The organism is Bacillus sp. OTU2372 (assembly GCF_038440275.1).
In the GTDB taxonomy this organism is placed as follows: Bacteria; Bacillota; Bacilli; order Bacillales; family Cytobacillaceae; genus Neobacillus; species Neobacillus bataviensis_B.
Genome location: NZ_JASATK010000016.1, coordinates 34,799 through 54,297 on the forward strand (window position 1 = coordinate 34,799; position 19,499 = coordinate 54,297).

The 19,499-nt window shown below is 37.1% G+C and carries 17 protein-coding genes and 5 pseudogenes; 7 read left to right on the forward strand and 15 right to left on the reverse strand.

Annotated elements, in window-relative coordinates; all coding sequences use genetic code 11:
- Window positions 1-70: 70 nt before the first annotated feature.
- The 3 genes from AAHB15_RS20890 to AAHB15_RS20900 form a co-directional block, all read right to left on the reverse strand.
- Window positions 71-2,683: a DUF2309 domain-containing protein gene (locus AAHB15_RS20890; protein WP_342043235.1), complete on the reverse strand. Its 2,613-nt coding sequence runs from the start codon at window positions 2,681-2,683 to the stop codon at window positions 71-73.
- Window positions 2,680-4,203, reverse strand: coding sequence for an NADH dehydrogenase subunit 5 (locus AAHB15_RS20895; RefSeq protein WP_342043236.1), 1,524 nt, complete (start codon window positions 4,201-4,203; stop codon window positions 2,680-2,682). The genes AAHB15_RS20890 and AAHB15_RS20895 overlap by 4 nt, the downstream gene beginning before the upstream one ends.
- Before the next feature lie 1,081 nt (window positions 4,204-5,284).
- On the reverse strand, window positions 5,285-5,797 hold the full coding sequence (locus AAHB15_RS20900; protein WP_335575582.1) for a hypothetical protein: 513 nt from the start codon (window positions 5,795-5,797) through the stop codon (window positions 5,285-5,287).
- A 137-nt stretch (window positions 5,798-5,934) separates the two neighbouring features.
- On the opposite strand from AAHB15_RS20900, the pseudogene AAHB15_RS20905 reads away from it, so the two are divergent.
- Window positions 5,935-6,528: pseudogene (locus AAHB15_RS20905) on the forward strand (IS3 family transposase); the annotation flags it as partial.
- Window positions 6,529-6,579: 51 nt separating this feature from the next.
- Here AAHB15_RS20905 and AAHB15_RS20910 read toward each other — a convergent pair.
- From AAHB15_RS20910 to AAHB15_RS20920, 3 genes are all read right to left on the reverse strand, one after another.
- Entirely contained in the window at window positions 6,580-6,807 is a 228-nt protein-coding gene (locus AAHB15_RS20910; RefSeq protein WP_342043237.1) for a hypothetical protein, read from the reverse strand.
- A 102-nt stretch (window positions 6,808-6,909) separates the two neighbouring features.
- Window positions 6,910-7,506, reverse strand: coding sequence for an alpha-L-rhamnosidase-related protein (locus AAHB15_RS20915; RefSeq protein WP_342043238.1), 597 nt, complete (start codon window positions 7,504-7,506; stop codon window positions 6,910-6,912).
- Window positions 7,484-7,720 carry an alpha-L-rhamnosidase-related protein gene (locus AAHB15_RS20920; RefSeq protein WP_342043239.1) on the reverse strand — a complete coding sequence of 79 codons (237 nt, stop codon included), beginning with the start codon at window positions 7,718-7,720 and terminating at the stop codon, window positions 7,484-7,486. The genes AAHB15_RS20915 and AAHB15_RS20920 overlap by 23 nt, the downstream gene beginning before the upstream one ends.
- Before the next feature lie 349 nt (window positions 7,721-8,069).
- On the opposite strand from AAHB15_RS20920, the pseudogene AAHB15_RS20925 reads away from it, so the two are divergent.
- Together AAHB15_RS20925 and cyoE are read left to right on the forward strand one after the other, a co-directional pair.
- Window positions 8,070-8,231 (forward strand): annotated as a pseudogene (locus tag AAHB15_RS20925) (MFS transporter); the annotation flags it as partial.
- Between the two features lie 231 nt (window positions 8,232-8,462).
- Complete coding sequence (cyoE, locus tag AAHB15_RS20930; protein WP_342043240.1) at window positions 8,463-9,389, forward strand: heme o synthase; 927 nt, start codon at window positions 8,463-8,465, stop codon at window positions 9,387-9,389.
- 155 nt (window positions 9,390-9,544) lie between these two features.
- On the opposite strand, the gene AAHB15_RS20935 is transcribed toward cyoE, so the two are convergent.
- Window positions 9,545-10,255 (reverse strand): helix-turn-helix transcriptional regulator, encoded by a 711-nt coding sequence (locus tag AAHB15_RS20935; protein WP_335574481.1) that lies wholly within the window; start codon window positions 10,253-10,255, stop codon window positions 9,545-9,547.
- 192 nt (window positions 10,256-10,447) lie between these two features.
- Between AAHB15_RS20935 and AAHB15_RS20940 the strand changes: the two genes are divergently transcribed.
- The 3 genes from AAHB15_RS20940 to AAHB15_RS20950 all read left to right on the forward strand — a co-directional run bounded on the left by AAHB15_RS20940 (window position 10,448) and on the right by AAHB15_RS20950 (window position 11,990).
- The gene (locus AAHB15_RS20940) at window positions 10,448-10,786 is read left to right on the forward strand and encodes a hypothetical protein (RefSeq protein WP_335574480.1); all 339 of its coding nucleotides are present in this window, start codon (window positions 10,448-10,450) and stop codon (window positions 10,784-10,786) included.
- Between the two features lie 32 nt (window positions 10,787-10,818).
- Window positions 10,819-11,280, forward strand: a complete 462-nt coding sequence (locus AAHB15_RS20945) for a DUF2231 domain-containing protein (RefSeq protein ID WP_335574479.1) — start codon at window positions 10,819-10,821, stop codon at window positions 11,278-11,280.
- Between the two features lie 356 nt (window positions 11,281-11,636).
- On the forward strand, window positions 11,637-11,990 hold the full coding sequence (locus AAHB15_RS20950; RefSeq protein ID WP_335574478.1) for a rhodanese-like domain-containing protein: 354 nt from the start codon (window positions 11,637-11,639) through the stop codon (window positions 11,988-11,990).
- Window positions 11,991-12,464: 474 nt separating this feature from the next.
- Here the strand turns inward: AAHB15_RS20950 and AAHB15_RS20955 are convergent.
- The 8 genes and pseudogenes from AAHB15_RS20955 to AAHB15_RS20985 form a co-directional block, all read right to left on the reverse strand.
- Window positions 12,465-12,638 (reverse strand): annotated as a pseudogene (locus AAHB15_RS20955) (YerC/YecD family TrpR-related protein); the annotation flags it as partial.
- 26 nt (window positions 12,639-12,664) lie between these two features.
- The gene (vanZ-A, locus tag AAHB15_RS20960) at window positions 12,665-13,165 is read right to left on the reverse strand and encodes a glycopeptide resistance protein VanZ-A (protein WP_342043241.1); all 501 of its coding nucleotides are present in this window, start codon (window positions 13,163-13,165) and stop codon (window positions 12,665-12,667) included.
- Window positions 13,166-13,301: 136 nt separating this feature from the next.
- Window positions 13,302-14,213 carry a VanY-A/VanY-F/VanY-M family D-Ala-D-Ala carboxypeptidase gene (gene vanY, locus AAHB15_RS20965; protein ID WP_342043242.1) on the reverse strand — a complete coding sequence of 304 codons (912 nt, stop codon included), beginning with the start codon at window positions 14,211-14,213 and terminating at the stop codon, window positions 13,302-13,304.
- A 102-nt stretch (window positions 14,214-14,315) separates the two neighbouring features.
- The gene (locus AAHB15_RS20970) at window positions 14,316-15,428 is read right to left on the reverse strand and encodes a HAMP domain-containing sensor histidine kinase (RefSeq protein WP_342043243.1); all 1,113 of its coding nucleotides are present in this window, start codon (window positions 15,426-15,428) and stop codon (window positions 14,316-14,318) included.
- A complete protein-coding gene (vanR, locus tag AAHB15_RS20975) occupies window positions 15,421-16,116 on the reverse strand; it encodes a vancomycin resistance response regulator transcription factor, VanR-F/VanR-M family (RefSeq protein ID WP_342043244.1) in 696 nt (231 codons plus the stop codon). Before vanR ends, AAHB15_RS20970 begins: the two co-directional genes overlap by 8 nt.
- A 205-nt stretch (window positions 16,117-16,321) precedes the next feature.
- Window positions 16,322-16,726, reverse strand: a pseudogene (locus tag AAHB15_RS20980) (GNAT family N-acetyltransferase).
- Window positions 16,727-16,940: 214 nt separating this feature from the next.
- Window positions 16,941-17,135 (reverse strand): hypothetical protein, encoded by a 195-nt coding sequence (locus AAHB15_RS30270; protein ID WP_446715889.1) that lies wholly within the window; start codon window positions 17,133-17,135, stop codon window positions 16,941-16,943.
- A gap of 1 nt (window position 17,136) precedes the next feature.
- Window positions 17,137-17,965 (reverse strand): annotated as a pseudogene (locus tag AAHB15_RS20985) (Tn3 family transposase); the annotation flags it as partial.
- A gap of 502 nt (window positions 17,966-18,467) precedes the next feature.
- On the opposite strand from AAHB15_RS20985, the gene AAHB15_RS20990 reads away from it, so the two are divergent.
- Complete coding sequence (locus tag AAHB15_RS20990; protein WP_342043245.1) at window positions 18,468-19,415, forward strand: DNA-directed RNA polymerase subunit alpha; 948 nt, start codon at window positions 18,468-18,470, stop codon at window positions 19,413-19,415.
- Window positions 19,416-19,499: the final 84 nt, after the last annotated feature.

Below are 19,499 nucleotides of genomic sequence, written 5' to 3' on the forward strand. Positions count from 1 at the left end.
TTACCATTGCTATAAGAACTGAAAAGAAAAGCAGCCCACACAAGCACATTTATATAAAAACCAGGAATTGTTAAGACCAACTCTCCCAGTGTCCTTCCGGGTCAATGGACGCAAGCCGAATCCATCCGTTTTTCACTTTTTGCTGAAAGGCATGATCGTGGTCCAGCATCCTTTTTACATATTCCCTCGGCGCTTGGATGACCACCAGCAAACGTAGTGGCTCATGATATGCCTCTTCATCTGATTTCATCACAGACTGCCAGGGAAGTCCGGATAGTAAGTCACTGGCGTTTCCCTGCATGACCCCGAGCCCAGCTGTCACGGTTTGGGTTGTTTTATTCCCGCTTCCATAATAATGAGGGGCAACAGTAGATGCATAATATTGCAGGTTAATCCATTGAGCTACCGTTACCGGTCCGGAAATAATGTTTGCTAGAATACCACCGTTTTTATCCTTCTTCCAGTTATAATTATTGAGGAAAACTCTTCCACCCAGATTGCAACCTTGGGTCAGCCTGCGTTCCCCGATAATAAACGCAGCGTTGCGTGCCAAGCCCCATTCCGGACGCACCTCACTCCAATCTTCTGAAAGTCGCTTAGCCTCAGCCTTTGGATTTTTAAGATGGGTTCCGAGATTTGGCAAATGCGGAATCCGCTCGGAATTGGCTTCCTCACTCACCTTTGGCAACTCGGCTTGGACACGATTAAATGCTTTCTTAGCTTCATCCGATAGTTCTGGAACGTAAAGCCAACGCAATTCATCAAGTGTGGTAATATGCTCAGCAGCTGCAAAAATGGTATATTTCGGAATGATTATTCCCTCTGCTTCGAGGCTCTTCCTTACGATTGGTAGATTGCACAATGTTGCCAGCACTCTTGCATTGAATCCGCTTGAGGCTCCTCCGCATGCACCGCAGTCGAGTGCGGAACTATATGGATTGTTCGTGCTATGACTTCCATGTCCGCAAATAACCACTAGTGGTGCAAAATGATCGGTGAGTCCCATCATTATTAGAGCCTGCCTTACGTAGTGTACTTTTTCTTTCACCGAAAAGCCAGTTGGCAAAGCTGTTTCAGATGTTTGCGTATGGTCAAGCAAGAGTTCCGTGGATGGTTTATGTAGCCATCTTTCGTGCAATTTCCTTAATGTCCGGCCTGCACTCCTAGGTAAAAAGCTGCGAGCGAGGGTTTGCAAGCTGAGCCAAGGACCGCTAATTTCCGGCAATACCATATTGGAAATCAGATTATGTTTCATCGCATTAAATGTATAACCTATTGAATTGACTGCATGATGCCGTTGTTGATAGGATTCAGACTCAGGTGAAAACTCTTTTATTTTGTATTGCGGTTTAAACATTACAGGCAAAGAGTTATGCGTATGGTTACTGCCAAGCTCGTAGGTTTCTATCGGTAATCCGAAAAAGCCTGCTGTTCCAAAAGTCTTAAAATCTCCTCCTTTTTCAAGTTTGCGGCGAAAAGGCTCTGAACGAACATCAATACAAAATACAAACTGAGCCAGTGCCGGCTTTATGTTTTCCACCTCTTCTGCCGTCTTTTGGGATATAAGCATCTTCTTTAATTGATCTTCATATGTTTTTTCCCATGCTTCAAGCCATAGTCGATTGCGTTGAATCTTATCAAAACGATATGCAAGGGTCAAACATGCCTTTATTTCTGTAGACGATAACTGAGACCAAGCATTGATTGGCAGGTTCCCCCATTCGGCCCAGGCCGTAATCAATGGTTCTAAATGTACTTTATTATTTCTTTTTTCAGGCAAGGGAAGAAAGGGTTTAACTAAAGCCCATTCCATCGATATTCGGACGGCTAAATACTCAAGTAGTAGCGAACTTTCTTCGGTCGATTGCTCCGAACGCCAAAGCATCATGCCACTCCAGCCCGGTAATGCAAGGAAATGGGCTTCAAAATATTCTTGAATTTCTGAAAATCGAATTTCTAGTGCGAACAAAACTTCCATTAATGCAGCATCAGCTTCTTCCGGCAACTCACTTAGTTGTTTACGCACCTTACGGCTAAGTGCCGGGTCGTGCTGGACTAGTTTCCGCCACGCACGATAGAAACCTTCTTCACGATTTGGCATCGACAAGACAGCTTGGGACTCATCAAGAAACAATTTACACCACTTGATAATATTGCAGTTAAGATCGTGAGCTGCGTTTACCCTTCCCAGCTCTTCCAAGCGCTGGCTATAGGTTTTGACCGAATGTTTTTCGGTCATTTGGGATTTAAAACGGTTTAGTTTCCTTGCCATACTTTTTAACTCAGGTTCTTCCAAAGTGTTGGAACGTAGTTGCTTTTGCATGAGTGCAGCTCGGCAGAACCGCTCTGCGACCTCACGCGGCAACTCCAAAGATTGTGATTTTAGCCACTGTTGAATTCCATTTTCTAAAAAATCCTGATGAATTTCGCCTCGTTCCCAAGCAGATTGAAATACGGAGTCATTGGGATAGATATCTATATCACAAGTATCTTTGAGCCAGTAAGCCGTTTTTTCAAACGTTTGTCCCTCCAAGCCTACCCAGGGGTTACGTGCTGCAAATGTGTTAATAGGCCCGAGCGGTACAATAACGCTGCTGGCGGATTTTACCAAGTCAATAAGATCAAAATCAAGGCTATCAGGCAGCTTTTCCCAATGTAATGATTTTGCTAATGTTGTATTCATCGTAAATGACCTCCTCTAAAGAATGATTGCGTCAAATACTTAGGATGACTTTCTATCAAATTATTTTGAGGCTCACCCAATCGTACAAGCCAAAGATAAATAACAGAATAGGCAGCTGATGAACGATGACGAGCAAGCCATAAACCTGCAGCACTTCCGGCCAATAAAATAATTAGAAGTAGAATTGCCGCCGGTTCCGGTGGTTGCATTCCCTTCGGGATTGAATTTTGTAATACACCATAAAAAGCATCATGTACGAAATTATATACAATTGCCGCTACTGCAAATAAAGAAAATCCTGCAATCCGCGCGATATGTCCAGAACCAAAAGCCACGAGCTGGGTCCAGGCTAATGAAACTGACCACCCTAAGGTAAGAGCACTTATGATTTGATAAATCTCTCCAGATGAAGATAGCCAAAGACCAATTGCCACCAGGAGGCCTAAAATCCCTCCTGTGATTGTCCATAATAATGACAATGGCTGGTTCGACTCAGATGTTGGCTTCTTGTGATGATGAAGCGTAGAGCCAGCCTGTAAGAAAAGAGTTGACTTAAATAGACCATGTAAGACAGCGTGGATAATGGCTGCCAAAAAAGCACCTAATGCACATTGGATTAACATAAACCCCATCTGTGCAATCGTAGACCCAACAAGCTGTCGTTTATAATCAACCTGGACCAGCATAATTCCGGTACCTGTCATGACTGAAACACTAGACACTAAAAGTAAAACGATTTGGGCAATATCTCCACTAAAAAGCGGAGAGAACCGAGTCAAGATAATTCCTCCTGCATTCACTATTCCCGCATGCATTACCGCGGATACAGGAGTTGGAGCTACTACTGAATTCAATAACCAGCGTTGGAAAGGCCACTGTGCTGCCGGAATTACGACAGATAAGATTAGCATCAGGCTAATACAAGTCCTTTCCCATAAATCAAGCTGTATAAGACTGCTTTTTGTGAGGACAAGCGACAACTGCCAATGCCCAGTGGCTTGGGTTACCCAGATGACAGCTCCAAACAGTATAAGCCAGCCTATTGCAAATAGTCGTCCTGATTGTTTAGCTGCGTTTCTAGCAACACTCCACTCCTTTTTTAATCTTATTAGTAGTATTAGCCCCAGGAGTGTAACCCCCCAGCAAATCAGCAACAGGCGTAGATCATTACTTAGCCAGACAACTGAATCAGCAGTAGTAGTAATAGTTAGCAAGGCAAAATATTTACGATAGGAACGATCACCAAGGAAGTAACGAACAGAATATCGCTGCACGATAAAACCGATGGTAAGGACAAACAATACCAGCATCCATGATAAGGAATCAAGCCACCAGGGACCATAAATTATGGTCTCCTTGGTGGTAACTAGGACCATTAGGGCAGCCAGTGGAGGCAACAATGTGATACCGACGTGAAGCCGAACAAAAGACAGTGGAACCCTTGGATATAACAGGAACAGTGCACTAAGCACCGATACCGCAAGCAATACAAAAAATATTTCTGGCATGGAATTTAACATTTTTCTTCCCTCCATCGGTGGATAGAATAAACCAACATTATGAAAATATGACTTTGACCGATTTCCTTCATTACGCTGTATTCCTTTCTGTTTTATAAAAAACAAAAAAACCGACAATTTTTAAGCATAATGGTCAAAACCATTAAACTTTGAAAATTGTCGGTTTACTTTTAACGGGCCATTCAGGCCTTTTAATAGTCTACCTAATTATGTAATATAGTATTCATTCCTAAAGAGGTATATTTACAGATTACCCTTTTGTTATAGATTTACTTTTTCATTGGATCAATAGATAGTTATTAACCTTATGCTAAAGTAAACTATTTAGTTAGGGAAATCATTTAATCAATTTATTTATGAAATGAATTTTACTATTAATGAAAAATTATGTCAAGTTGTAATTTGGTTCAAACTTACTGGGTCTCCGAGTAATTCGTCCTATCCATTTACATACCAACTTCTTTCCAATCACTGTCCACGAAGATAAGGCTATTTACCTTCCACCAACCCGATTATCTACTTGCCCTTTTTTGAATTCATCTCTTGAAAAAAAATAAACTCAAAAAGTAAATTTTCGATACTTATTTATAGTGTATTTGAGTTTACATTTACAAATTGATCAATTTCATTGGGTTACTCTTCACAAGCAGTTTTGAAGTTTGCTGGCACCTGTTTTTCTAATATTTATATGTACCCTCAAATACTGATAAATCAATATCTTTAATATATTTCCCTTATTTGTGCAAGTAGGGAATTGAATCAAATAGACGCTGAATTTCTTATTCTCAACTGATGAACTACAATATAAAAAATATATATTTAATAACAATTTTTATGGTTAATATTTTTATAGATAACATATAAAAATAAAGTATTAGAATTATTATATGTTATCATATATGTTTAAATATACTTTAATATAATTATTGATATATAAATAAAAATACCAAAAACCTCAACCCTAGACTCTATTCATTTTGAGTAAAACCAGTGATCAGTATGGTTAACCTCAATAGTAGAGTGTAGTAGGATATAATTATTATTTGTACATTGTGAAAAAGAACAGCGAAAATCAGCTGTTCTACTTAAATAAATTAAATGCCATTTTTGTGTTGGATTCAAATAAATCCGTAAATCCTTTTTGTGCAGTTTTAAATTGATTTAAAGCCTCAACTTGAAACTTTTTTTGCTGTTCGAAATGATTTTTATATGATTGTTGGAACTGCTCTTGTGACTGATTTAATAAATTTAAACTTTCTTTGTATGGAGTAGAGGTTAATTGTTGAACACGGTCATTTATTTCATCTAGTTGAGCATTCCACTTTTCGAAAGTTTGGCTTGTTTGTTCACCGGAAACTGTTTCAACATTTTTCTTTACATAATCGCGAACTTCTTCAATTAACTTTTTCTGTTGTTCCTGGATAAAGTCCATGCCCCCAGCAATTTTCTCCAATGATTCTTTTTGTGTTGTAAATGCTTGAAGCAAAAGATTTTCTATTTCTTTTTGAGAAGCGGTCACCTTGTCCAAACTGTTTGTCCAAATGTTTAATAGGGATTCACCAAAATTAGTAATGAACTCATTGTTTAATTCCATTATAAAAAACCTCCTAATTAATATATAACTATATATGTAAATTACACCTATGTGAGAAGCTTGTCAAATAAATATTATTTAAAGATTGAAAATAAATAAAAATTAGAATAATTAATACAATATCATATACAAATATGTTGGGCTTAAAATGTCTTGTCCGTATGAAGAAGTATCGCTCATACCGAGGAAACGTAGGGAAAATCGCTCCTAATCTTTTAGAGCGTAAATTTCAAGCTGCAAAGCCTAATGAGAAGTGGGTAACAGATGTAACGGAATTTCATTTACATGGGGGAAAACTATATTTGTCACTGATTCTGGACTTATATAACGGAGAAATTATAGCCTATAATCTTGAGAAACGTCCTGTTTATCCTCTTGTTTCGGGGATGTTGGATAAAGCTTTTCTTCAATTAAGAGATGGGGAATCCCCCATTCTTCACTCAGATCAGGGCTGGCATTATTAGATGAAGAAATATCAGCACGCACTAAAAAAACTTGGGATTACACAAAGTATATCTCGTCAAGGGAATTGCTTAGATAACGCAGTGATGGAGAACTTCTTTGGCTTATTAAAGAGTGAACTGCTGTATTTTAAAGAATTTAACAGTATGGAACATTTCAAACAAGAATTAGAGAATTATATTCATTATTACAACCACAAACGAATTAAGGCAAAATTAAAAGGCATGAGTCCAGTTCAATACCGAACTTATGCCCAGAAAGCTGCCTAAAAATCGTGTCTAACTTTTCGGGTTCAGATCACCTTGGTACTTTTCAGAGGGTTAATAAGAAATCACTTTACACGTGTTATCGCTTAATAGTTTGAGAGATACAATTTCACTCTTCGGATGTTTGCCTTCTATAATTTGTTCCAAGAAATTCCCCTTCATTCTTTCAAAGGACTTAAAACTAGTCTTTTCATTTAAGAGTATAAGAGATGCTGCATTGGTAAAACGGTCTAGAAGCAGGTAATCTTGCTCATGCTTTTCCTTATCCGTGTCCTCAGGCACAATATCCTAAAACCTCTTTTTGGACAAGAATGGGGGTTATTAGACGCTCTTGAATCCCAGTTTTAATGATCTTTTTTCTAAATGATGATGAAGGCTTAGGATTTATTTGGAGTACTCTCTGGTTTTAGTAATCACTTTAACCCTAGTCGGCGTTCTACTACCGGATAACAATGTAAGACGTCCATCGCTGTCAATCACGATATAGTTTTTGATGAAAGCTTTCTTAATATTTGTAAACAGCGTTTCGTATTTTTCTGCATCTGCAGTCTTGCCTAAAGCCCGTGCCATTTGCGCCATTAGTTTAGCGTCATAAGCGTAATATGCATCACTTATTAAAATTTGATTGGCTCCTGAAATCCCATTGACATTAGCCCTTTGGAATGATAACCAATCTCCATAATAACTGCCCGGACCGCGATAAGTGTCTCTTGTCTTTTGGTATAACAAATCCATGTATTTTTCCATGCTTGGATACACCTTTTTTACTTCCGTGGTATCACCGGTCATTTGCCACAGTGTCCAAGGGATAATTACTCCAGCGTCTGACCATCCTGAGTCTGGAGTAGTAGATCTGCTATACCGAGTACGAGAAATAGTGACAGGAATGGATCCGTTGTCATACTGGTTGTAAACAATATAGTCCGCAAAGTTTTCCATGAAGTTGTAAGTATCCATGTTATAGAAGCCAGTTTTTGGCAAATAATTGTGCATCCCCTAGCCAACCAGAACGCTCATCCCTTTGTGGGCAGTCGGTAGGTATCCCTAAGTAGTTACCGCGTTGCAACCATTTAATGTTACTAATTAATTGGTTTACATCCTTATTCGATGTTTCTAGTGTACCTGTGACATCAACTGCTGATGTTGCTACCTTACCAGTTATGTTTTGAACTTCCACAGACGCGCCAGGCGTCACTACGCTGTCCCGTTCGTATTTTAAGGTCAGCCAGAAAATATTTCTGGCTGACCTTTTTTATTTGGTTTTATTATAGCAGTAGCCCGGGTAGAACTAACTGCCCGTGTGGCTTGGACCCCGTCAACTAAACCGTTCGCCCCCTTCTTTTAGAAACATGATTGAGGCTGGTTGGGACTTAGATCTCGTATAACAAGCGAAGCTGTGACACTGCATGGAGGAATTAGGGGTACTGGCAAATGACTAGTTTAGGAGGAGGATTTAAAAATGAATCCAGTTGTTGGTCTGGATGTTTCAAATGGGGAAAGTCAAGTTCTGACATTTTTAGTAAAGGCAAACCGTATCGACAGCTAAACAGCTGGCAACTGCTGTGAGCATGGCCATGGGTTCTACTACCTTTGGTGCTGTAACGGGTCCTAACTTGGTCGATGTGATGGGAGAATTTGCGCATTCGATTTGTGTTCCAACTTTGGCTGGCCCCTTTATGATAGCTAGTAGCGTCAACAGACTTGCACATAAGCATTCTAAATAACCTATAAGCTTGATTGAGAGAAAACAATTACGCTATTCACTTATCCGATAGAATTTGCTATTGGAAATAAAGCATAGACAACATTATAATGTTATTAAAGATGTAAACTATTTAGATTCAATAGAAACCCAATAGATTTTGGTAAATTTGTGGAAGGCTTAATATAGAAACTTCTATATGATTTATTAGTAGAAGTCCAGAGGAGAATTGGAAATGAGTAAAAATATTACAGTTTCTTTGAAGAAGAACGAGAACATTTATGATAGGAATGAACGAAGTGTAAAGGCTGTCCTACTAGACCTTATCTCCCTTTTAAAAGGATTTGTGTTGGTGGCCAATGTGTTTCCTGTCCTAACCGGATTTTGGTTGGCACTGTACTTTACCGATGCTTCCATATCCCAATATTGGGATGTACTTTTATTCACGATGATCGGAAGTACGTTCGTCATTGCTGGAGCATTAGCTCTTAATAACTGGTACGAGGTTGATCTTGATCGAGAAATGGAAAGAACAAAAAAGCGTCCAACCGTGACCGGAGGCTTTTCTCTAAACGCTGTTTTGACGATGGGAATTGTTTTTACCCTTGTTGGCTTCGCGTTTTTATTTCAGACAACGAGCGAAGTAATCATCTACGCTTTTATTGGCTGGGTTACTTATGTGATCCTGTATACAATGTGGTCAAAACGCAAATATACCCTTAATACGATGATCGGAGCCATTTCAGGTGCTGTTACTCCGCTCATTGGTTGGACGGCCATTGCACCAGGGTTTCATATTGTCCCAATTACGGTGGCACTGATCGTGTTTATTTGGCAAATGCCGCATACCTTCTCCATTGCAATGAGAAGATATGACGATTATAAAAGGGCTAGAGTAGCGATGCTCCCAGTGATATATGGATTTGAAGTAACAAAACGGCAAATTGTTGTTTATATCCTTTGTTTGCTACCATTGCCATTTTTCCTCTGGTCTCTTGGTACAGTTTTTATCGCCATCGCAACATTGCTTAACATTGGTTGGATTGTTATTGCGATACGTGGACTTTTTACGAAAAATGATGTGAAATGGGCAAACACCATTTTTATTTATTCCGTTAATTATTTAATGATCCTGTTTGTCGTGATGATGATTGTTACATGAGGATATATAGTAAGAAGAGCTTGGGAAATTCCCAAGCTCTTTAACATGTTACCGCGAAATATCAGAATTTCTTTTCTGAATAGGATTATTTTACTAAAAAGATGCGAATACTTTGTTTCCTTATTGGCACTAAGGGCCACAATTTGATTAAGGCTTCACCTACTTCCTAGCTCATCCATAGCCAACGTTTCAAGTAAAAAGGAATATGACCTGGTGTCAACCGGTTTATTGGAAAGAATGCTAAATACGCAACGGCCGTCGCCGTTCTGAAAAGTTTCTTTACGAACTACACGTAGTCCAAGCAGCCTTGTGAGTACATTAACCGTTACACTGCAAAGGATAGGTCGCTTCATTGCAACATTTGCAAACGGACAATTCCGTTCAATCAGTAAAATTTCTTCCTCATTCTGTTCGACTTCAATAAATGAATCGTTTTCCATATAAATATTCTTTAAGGCAGCCACTCGTTCAGTAAAACTTAATCCTTGCAACCGAAATTCCCATTGTTTTACCTGGCTTTCCGTCATACTGGAAAGGACTTGTTCTAATGATTCTTCTCCTAGCTGCAACATAACTGTGTCAATCAGTTCTATGGACAGATCGTCGTAGCTTTTAGGAAAAAGATGTTCACCTTCTGTCGTAAGACTGTAAGATAAAGTAGGACGGCCAGCACTTGCAACCAGGGTTCTTGCAGATTGGCGCTGAATATATCGATCTTGTATAAGTTGGAGAAGATGCTGACGGACGGCCTCACCCGTTAGCTGCAAATGTGAGGACAGGTCAGCAACAGTTGCCTGTCCATACTGTTTCAGATAATACAAAATATCTCGTCGAGTGCTTGGGAACTGATTTACGTTTATACTCACACCGATTACCTCCATTATTTGAAGCGAGCTTTTTTAAAAAAAATAATTAAACAAGTAATTCTTTGATTAATAAATAAGTATAATATGGAGAATATAATTTTTTCAATATTTTTAATTAATCAAATATTACCTTGGTTAATTAGAATGATTAAGTTGAATGAAAGTTACATTTTTAAGGAGGAGATGGTAAAGATGCTTAATTTATCAGCTGTTCTTTTTGCGGTTACTGCTCTTGGTGGTCTGGTGCTTGGGGTTTCAGGGCTTCGTCAAAGGAATTTGCCCATGTGGCTATCACTTATTCATGGCTTAGTTGCAGCAGCTGGGCTAGTTACGTTAATTATTGGAATCGTCCAGGGGACTGCAGGATCACTTCTGATTACTTCCTTGGTATTATTCATCATCGCTGCACTTGGTGGATTCGTGCTATTTTCTTACCATTTACGCGGGAAGGCACATCCAAAAGGCCTAATCGTTATTCATGCCTTAGTAGCTGTTATCGCCTATGTCCTTTTACTGATTGGAATCTTGTAGTTGTGGACGGTAAAATAAAACAGCGGGGCAAATTGAGGCTTTTTGGGCACCCATTACATCCGGTCATTACGCATTTTCCAATGGCCCTGTTGCCTGTGTCGTTACTTGGTGATCTGCTTGGATTCTTGACAGAGGCTTCATTCTGGTGGAGTTTTTCGTATTATACTCTTGCAATAGGACTTATTATGTCAATTCCTGCACTCATTACTGGTATGATTGATTTTATGACCATTACTCAGAAGGGGGCAGCAGAGCGCGTTGCAATGCTCCATATGACCATTATGATGACGGCAATTATCATGTATACAGCCAGCTTTTTTATTCGTTTCGGTGTTGAGATTCCATCCGGGTGGCGGTCAATAAGTTCCGTTTTCCTGTCAATTTTAGGACTTATATTTCTTCTAATCGGGGGATGGTTTGGCGGGCAACTGGTTTACCGATATGCCGTGGGATGCGAGCCAATTATTGAGAAGGAAGATTCGGGGAAATCTTAATATTAACTGGTTTTGTTAAGAAAACTATCATGATTAAATCATCTTTAATTTCTTTTGGAGTTTGAGCTTATAAGTTCAGGCTCCTTTATGTTTCAATGGCACATGGAAAAAAACTCCCCTTACAAAGGTACGGTGAACCTTACCTCAGAATCGACTTTATATTCGGAGAAACGCAGACCTATCGTCCATAACAAAGACAGATTTGCAGCTATAATTGGTGAACAAAGTAAGTGCCCTGCTGTTTATCCTAGATTATCTTGACAAGTAATAAGAAAAAAATTGTTTTTATATTTTTTGTTTTTCTAAAATCGTGTTAAATTAGTATAGGATTGTAACGATTGAGAGGTGGGATAATATTGTCCATTAATATAATTAAACCCGAAACATTTTTAGAAGATTTAAATAAAGGAAAGCATGCTTCTATCTTAGATATTCGTTCAGAGGACAAAGTAAATGGGTTTCAAATCAACCATTCTAATGCCAAAAACATAAACATAGAAAAGAAACATTTTCTTGATGGAAAATCTATTGAACCCGAAGCATTGTCATCTTTGCCAAAAGGCTCAGAGATAGTGATTGCATGTTCAACTGGAAATTCTGCCATGAAAGTGGCGGAAAGGCTCTCAGAGAAGGGATTTCAAATCTCAGTAATAGATGGTGGAGTTAATGCTTGGAAGGAATATATCAACAAATCCGAACCTGAAATGTAAAAAAGAGCTTAAAAGCTCTTTTTTTCTCCATACTCGTACTTCCGCCAGTATCTGCAACCACTTCAGTTAAGGCTTGCTTTTTCATCCATTAGATTTGGAGAATAGTTCATTTTCACCAGATATTTCTGAAAAGATAGATGGAAATTTTTCTTTCGGTCATAACAAAAATGGTAGATTAGTAGATGGTTAATACCCAGTACATCTTAAAACCAAGGACAAAAATAAGTAGAATACATAAAGCCAGAACTATTCACAAAATACTGTATAACATGTTTTTATCATATATGTTTATATATTGTTTAATTTTATTATTATCATATAATACTAATTGTAATAATCTAAACCCTTGATTCAATTCATTTTGAGTAAACCCTATAATAGCAGGAATTCAAACACAAAAATAAAAAGTCTCGAAAATTGTTATTCGAGACTTTCAGTTACCTACATTTACAGCTTATCTTTCTTGAGTTGATACTAAGCTTCTATGCGGTCTAATACCATTCCATAACCATCTCTACCATAATCTAGTAGTTTCTTAACTCTAGTAATCGTAGACGACGAGGCGCCAGTTTCTATTTGTATCTCTATGTAGGTATCACCTTCTTTAAGCATTCTTGCAACTTCTATCCTTTGAGCAAAGGCCTTTAAGATTGGCGTCCATTGAGATAAATAAACTAAGAATATTTAATTATTAAATGGGTACGGTAATAGAGCAATAATACGAGCAAAAGTATACCAAAAAAAATAATAACTCTGTCTAATTTTTTATTATTAATATACTTATTGCTTAAACCATATAATTTCAGTCCAAGAAAGCCTCCAACAGTATTTGTAATTACATCTGTTATGTCTGTCGCCCCAATAGCGAAGATAAATTGAATTAATTCAAAAGTAAGGCTTAAAACCAGGATAAAAGCAAACTTAGGTAAAAATCCAACTTCTTTGAAATTGACATTCAAAAGCAAGCCAAAAGGAATAAAGATTATAACATTATCTATCATCTCTCTGAAACTTCCATTTACTATTGAAGGAGCAGCAAATGGAATCAAGTTAAGACTTCTATGGTGATAATTAAATAATACTGACAAAATATTGTATTGTAATTTGAATAACACTAACCAGATTAGTATCACTAAATATAAAGCTAGCAATCCTCTAGATAATATTTCCCCCATATAATCCCCTCTAATTCTTTTTTAAGTGTATCAAAAGTATACCCGATGTCCTAGTTAACGTGGGATTTATGTCAAAAAGCTGGTGTTACCAAAAATAGTGTAGGTACAATAATGCTGTTCATTAATTTCGTTTTTTTCATTCCGCCATCCTTATCTCCTTGAGATAAGTATGTGTTGATGCGGGAAACACTGTCACAATTACACCATCCATATTGTTACCTGATATCTCCCAACGAAGATTGGAAGGCACATGAATGGTCGTATCTTTGGTTATAGGGTAATAAGAGATCTCATATTTTTCACCATGTATACTAGTTGAAATTGTCTTTTGTTCTTTAAGAAAATCCATATATTCTTCTAGAGCGAAATTCTTTTCTTTCATAATCGCGCTGTGAGGGAAACCAACATAACGGATATGCCATGGTTCATATTGAATTCCAGTAACATCAGTTTTATCCTTTGGATAGCGTAATATAAAGCCGTATTTCCAGGCATTTTCTTTCAGCCACTTTCCCTCAGGTGCTCGGTCCATTTTCGTTAGGCTTGATCCTACATCAAGTGATAAGCCTGAATTATGTTCACTATAACCTGCCGGCAAGGCGTAAGAAGGACCCATTTCTTCATACAACTTATTTTGCTCACTAAATGTACGATATCCACTATCAATCAAAAAATGATTTATACCTTCCTTTTCAGCAACATTGACCATCTCTGAAAATTTTTGTGCTATTTCTTTTGACAGGTAAATATTTTTATCAAGTAACCCGTATCCCTTTACCAATTCATTATGTATTGATAAATTTACGATATCTGATTTCACACTCTCTTGGCGAACAGGATATTTACTGTTGATTAAGAGCAGATTTCCTTGGTAAATCTGTTCCTTTGTAATGGTTTTTGTTTGGATACTCTCAGAAGTCCCTCTTTTATCTAAATGATTTTGATCATATTTTTGACTCTCTACTTTATCCTGAAAATACAGTGCTTTATTAATGAAGGCAAAACCTAAGCACAATAAAAATAACAATAAAAAACCCCACTTCTTCATTTTCACGTTCCTCCTTATTCTTATTGATACTAGAATAGGAAAAACTTTTTAAAAAAAGAGTAGGGTAAAATTTAAATTTTTCTTAAATTCTTTATAAAATTTTTAAACTTGGTCAATTGGAACCCTTTCCTGTGGTAAACGAACTTCAAATACAGTACGTATTAAACTACTTTCGGCCCTAATCGTTCCATTATGTTGCTCCACAATATTCTTTGCAATGAATAAACCAAGACCTGTGCTATCTTCTTGATAAGTTCGTGCTTTGTCACCGGTATAAAACATATCAAAAAGATACGGAAGTTCATTCGGAGGAATACTATCTCCATAATTAACAACCTGAACAACCACTTCTCCTGCATCAACAAACCCGTTAATATCTACAAACTGACCATCATATCCATAACGATTTGCATTGGTTAAAAGATTTTCAAACACACGAGCTAACATCTCTCCGTCACCCAAAATAGGTAAATGTGGCAGAATATTCATACGAGCGATCAAATCATTTTTCTCAAAAACAGGGTACAATTCCTCTTTTAATTGAAGAAGTAGGTCACTTAAATTAATTTGCCTTTTTTCAACGGGTAACATACCATAGTTCATTCTAGTTATTTCGAATAATTCATCAATCAGTCTTTCTAAACGCTGAGATTTAGTAAAGGCAATCGTTAAAAAATGTCTGACTTGTTCTTTAGTCAACTTCTCATCCTTAAGAATTAAATCTAAATAACCTAAAACAGAAGTTAGCGGAGTACGCAAATCATGCGCCAAATTTACAACTAACTGTTCTTTGCTGTTTTCTGAAAAATCGCCTCTTTGTATGGCTTCTTCTAATTTTTCACTTGCCAGATTAATTGCTTGTGCAATATCTCCAAATTCATCATTTGATTGGATATAAACCCGATGTTTAAAGTTGCCACGAGCAAGATAATGAATTCCGTTTGATATTTCATTAAAATAGTTAGAATAGGGCTTAGTGAGTAAATAGAAAAACAATATCGAAAGTGAGATAAATAGCATTAAAAAGAAGTTAATGTCTCCAATACTTTGTATGAATTGACGAAGATAGGCCAAGGGGTCATCACGAAGAACCATCGTGTGATAATAAAGCTGTAGTCCTTTTAAGATTAAGTAAGTTATAATACCAGCCAGAAGCATACTTAAACCAAATAATACGATTATTTTGGAGCGAAAACTGCGTATAATTTTAGCCATTGAATGTATACCCAACTCCCCAAACAGTTTTGATTAACTTGTTTTTTCTCTTATCTTCTCCGAGTTTTTTCCGTAAGGTACGAATATGCACCATTACCGTATTACCACCTTCAAAGTATGCATCACCCCAAACCTGCTGAAAAATATTTTCTACACTATAAACTTTCTTTGGATGACTGGCTAATAAATACAAAATATCAAACTCTTTCGGCGTTAGCTCGATGTTTTCACCATAGAGCAAAACTGTACGTTGATCAGGAGAAATCACTATTCCACCAAATTCCAAGATATCTTTATTATCTACTTTGGGTTGATTCAACTTCATAAAGCGGCGCAATTGAGCATTCACACGTGCAACCAATTCAATAGGGGTAAATGGTTTAGTCATATAATCATCTGCTCCAATCACTAGTCCATGTACCTTATCGAAATCAGATGTTTTCGCACTCAAAAAAATGATTGGCATATTATATTGTTCCCGAATCTGACGGGTTACTTCAAATCCATCCATTTTCGGCATCATAATATCCAAAATTAGCAAATCAATTGATTGAGTCTGGATAACTTGTATGGCTTCTTGCCCATTATGTACTTTAATGACATTGTATCCTTCTTTTTGTAGATGGATTGCAATCAGATCAGCAATCTCCTCCTCATCATCAGCAATTAAAATCGATATACGTTTCATCTATTCCACTCCTATATCAAGTTACATTCAGTGTATTTATTTATCATCAAACCTTACAAAGTTGCACCTTTAAAAAATTCGATGTTTTTGGTGGGTATACCTTATCAGCAGAATCTTACCCTAACATGGTATAATTTAGAGCCTGTATTTTTTTTCTATTATTTCCTTTATTTATTCAATGGAACAAGAATCACTTTTGTCTAGCTTATAAATCTTGAGATAAGCGAATCATATCTCTACACTGTATTCCGTTCTCGAAAATTCCCTCTGTATAATGCTAAATAAAAAAGTCAAAATCAACACCAACAATTCGGAAACCACATTTTTGATATAGAGCTAATTGACCAATACTTGAATTACCAGTGCCAATTTGTTTGTAACCTTTTGTCTTTGCAACATGGATTGATCCATTACTAACAGTCTCCCTATACCTCTACCCTGTTGCTCTTCAGCTACATCTACATTCACTAACTCCACTGTTTCAGGCCTTGTTGGTAGTAATATCTATACTCCAACAATTTGTTGTTCACTTTCGGCTACAAAACATTCCCCCATAGACATATTCCTCAACAATATTTTTTGAAGGGTCAGCCAGTAACAACAATTCCATTGGGAGTCTTTCATTTATGTCTAGTTTCCTTATATTGACTTTTGTTCCACCTTTTATTAACTTGTAATTTCGCGTTTATTTTATCAGTTTTATTGATCAACTATAGATTTAGTTCGCTCAATAAATATACTCCATATGAACGGAGAAATTCTAATATCACTAAACAGTTCCTAATTCAATAACAAAAGTTTCACTTTTTCAAAACAATACAACTTTATTTTAAAACCACACCTGGTATAGCCTTTGATTGGATCAATTTCTGAATAATTTCGGTCATGTCGATCGATTCTTGTTTTTTATTAAATTCGTAGCGACCATAAAGATTGATATGTTGCCATTCAACTGGAGCAATCCGTTTCAACATATCTGAACCTTGTTCCATTTCTCCGTAAGTTAGAGTATTAGACACGGAGCTTTCCAACGATAATACTTTGTGTTGTAGTTTTCAGGCAAAGTAACAATAGAATTCGCTGAATGTTTTCCCACTCTTCCATCATCAGATTGATGTTGATCTTTCGCACGGGCTTGATCAATATATCTCCATATTGGCTTGGATGATTAAACCCATACAACGATGCACGGACTGTATCCTAGATATCCTTGTAACGTGGTGCAAATTGATAACCTAAAAAGTGGAGAATGGCAAAATTCACTTCGTTGTTCCCGTGTGTATCCGTAGAATGCAAATCAGGCTGAATATCAGTAGAGTTATTATACAGAATATCGAACACGTAGTGACTTTCATGATCATTAATTCCAATGATTCGAGCGTTAACAGGAATATGGTTAGCCACCACGGTATAAGAAACAATCCCTTTTTTCAGTCCAAAAATCGTATGAATCCCTGTTTCAAACTTTTGCCCATCACCCTGGAATGGATGACCTTATCAATATCATAATGCCGAAAGATTGGTAATTTGGCTATAGCATTACTAACACGATCATTTGCTTCTTTTAGAGTTTCTAAACGAATAAAGTTATCCGATGTGGCAGTCAGAGTAGAATAGCGCATGTCGGAAATTTCCCCCATCCTTCCTAGTCCCATGTTAGTTCCCCAAGCAATCAGGCAAGCAATTAACACTTGATTGTCTTTAGTCTGTTTCGCATATCGATCTAGGACATGCTTAAATACTTCAAGGAACTGGCATTGCTGATTTACATAATACATATCCATTGGCTTCAATGCATCTAAAAAGGGATGGTTGGAGACTCATTGTCACGAGAATACGGGAGTGCCCAACGGCTAACATGACGTCTGCATAAAATATTGGCAACTGAAAACAAAAAGGCCGTAAAATGCCAATACAGCCAGAAGGATAAGAAGTGAAGCTCTTGAAAATGAAGTGTGTCAAAGTTATTTGGGTCTAACACATCTGGAGCGCAAACGGGACGGGTGGTAGAGGCAATAAAAAGCTTTCTTAGCTGATATGTTCAACATTATTAAAAACAAGTTATATGTTAATATATAATGATGACATATATCTTCAAATATATTTTAACTAATATTATAAAACATAGATGGGATTAATAATTAATTTTAAGTTGGTGAATTTACAAAATACTTTAAGGATTCTCTTGAATTCGTAAATATACAAATTCCACTTTCCTACTGCAGACCACGAAAACTATGTTGAATACTTTTTTATCCGTTAAACTAGCATACCTCATAGTACTTGGAGTATATTAACTAAATATAATGGTTTTTTTTGGTATTTAAGAGTAAAAGGGGTGTATAATTCGGATGTTAAAAATTGAAGTGCCAAGAATTGAAAAGGTTATGATAAGCGAGGATGTCAAGTACGGAAAGTTTGTCGTTGAACCACTCATGCGAGGGTTTGGAACGACACTTGGCAACTCATTACGTCGCATCCTTTTATCTTCACTCCCCGGTGCAGCTGTCACTTCCATACAAATAGATGGGGTACAGAATGAATTTTCAACTATTGATGGGATAGAAGAAGATGTAACAACTATCATTTTGAACTTAAAAAAATTATCTATGAATATTCTCTCTGACGATGAGAAAGAATTGATGATCGATGTACATAGAACCGGTACAATAACAGCTGCTGATCTTTCTCATGATAGTGATGTAGAGATCTTAATCCCCGATTTGCATCTTGCTACCCTTAAAGAAAATGTTCATTTTAGAATGCGCCTAACTGCAAAACGTGGACGTGGTTATGTTCCTGCAGAGCAAATCAAACGTGATGGCCTTCAAGTAGGAGTCATACCAATAGATTCAATCTATACACCGGTTACACGCGCCAGTTATTTAGTTGAGAACACTCGTGTAGGTCAATTGGTTAGTTTTGAAAGGTTATATTTTGAAGTTTGGACAGATGGGAGTTTAGGGCCCAGCGAAGCCATTTCTGAAAGTGCAAAAGTGTTCAAGGAACATCTTTCTATTTTAGTAGGACTTAATCCTGAATTACAAGATAGCCAAATCATGTTGGAAAGAGAAGAAGTTTCAAAAGAAAAAGAAATGCTTAACCTGACTATTGAGGATTTAGACCTTTCTGTTCGTTCTTTTAATAGTCTAAAACGCAATGGGATTAATACGATTCATGACTTAGCTAATAAGTCCGAAGAAGATATAAGAAAATTACGCAACTTAGGACAAAAATCTTTAAAAGAGATTATAGATAAATTAGAAAGTTTGGATATAATCGTTCGCAAAGATAATTAAAAAAGCCTCCTTTACTTCATCGGGGGGTTCCCAACATAGCAAAAGAGGCTCAACAGTCATGTGTGATAATCACTTACACAGTCT

Excerpts from the sequence above, each read along its gene's own strand:
- AAHB15_RS20890 (WP_342043235.1), bottom strand. The coding sequence starts at position 2,683 with ATGAATACAACATTAGCAAAATCATTACATTGGGAAAAGCTGCCTGAT.
- AAHB15_RS20895 (WP_342043236.1), bottom strand. The coding sequence starts at position 4,203 with ATGTTAAATTCCATGCCAGAAATATTTTTTGTATTGCTTGCGGTATCG.
- AAHB15_RS20900 (WP_335575582.1), bottom strand. The coding sequence starts at position 5,797 with ATGGAATTAAACAATGAGTTCATTACTAATTTTGGTGAATCCCTATTA.
- cyoE (WP_342043240.1), top strand. The coding sequence starts at position 8,463 with ATGAGTAAAAATATTACAGTTTCTTTGAAGAAGAACGAGAACATTTAT.
- AAHB15_RS20940 (WP_335574480.1), top strand. The coding sequence starts at position 10,448 with ATGCTTAATTTATCAGCTGTTCTTTTTGCGGTTACTGCTCTTGGTGGT.
- vanZ-A (WP_342043241.1), bottom strand. The coding sequence starts at position 13,165 with ATGGGGGAAATATTATCTAGAGGATTGCTAGCTTTATATTTAGTGATA.
- vanY (WP_342043242.1), bottom strand. The coding sequence starts at position 14,213 with ATGAAGAAGTGGGGTTTTTTATTGTTATTTTTATTGTGCTTAGGTTTT.
- AAHB15_RS20970 (WP_342043243.1), bottom strand. The coding sequence starts at position 15,428 with ATGGCTAAAATTATACGCAGTTTTCGCTCCAAAATAATCGTATTATTT.
- vanR (WP_342043244.1), bottom strand. The coding sequence starts at position 16,116 with ATGAAACGTATATCGATTTTAATTGCTGATGATGAGGAGGAGATTGCT.
- AAHB15_RS20990 (WP_342043245.1), top strand. The coding sequence starts at position 18,468 with ATGTTAAAAATTGAAGTGCCAAGAATTGAAAAGGTTATGATAAGCGAG.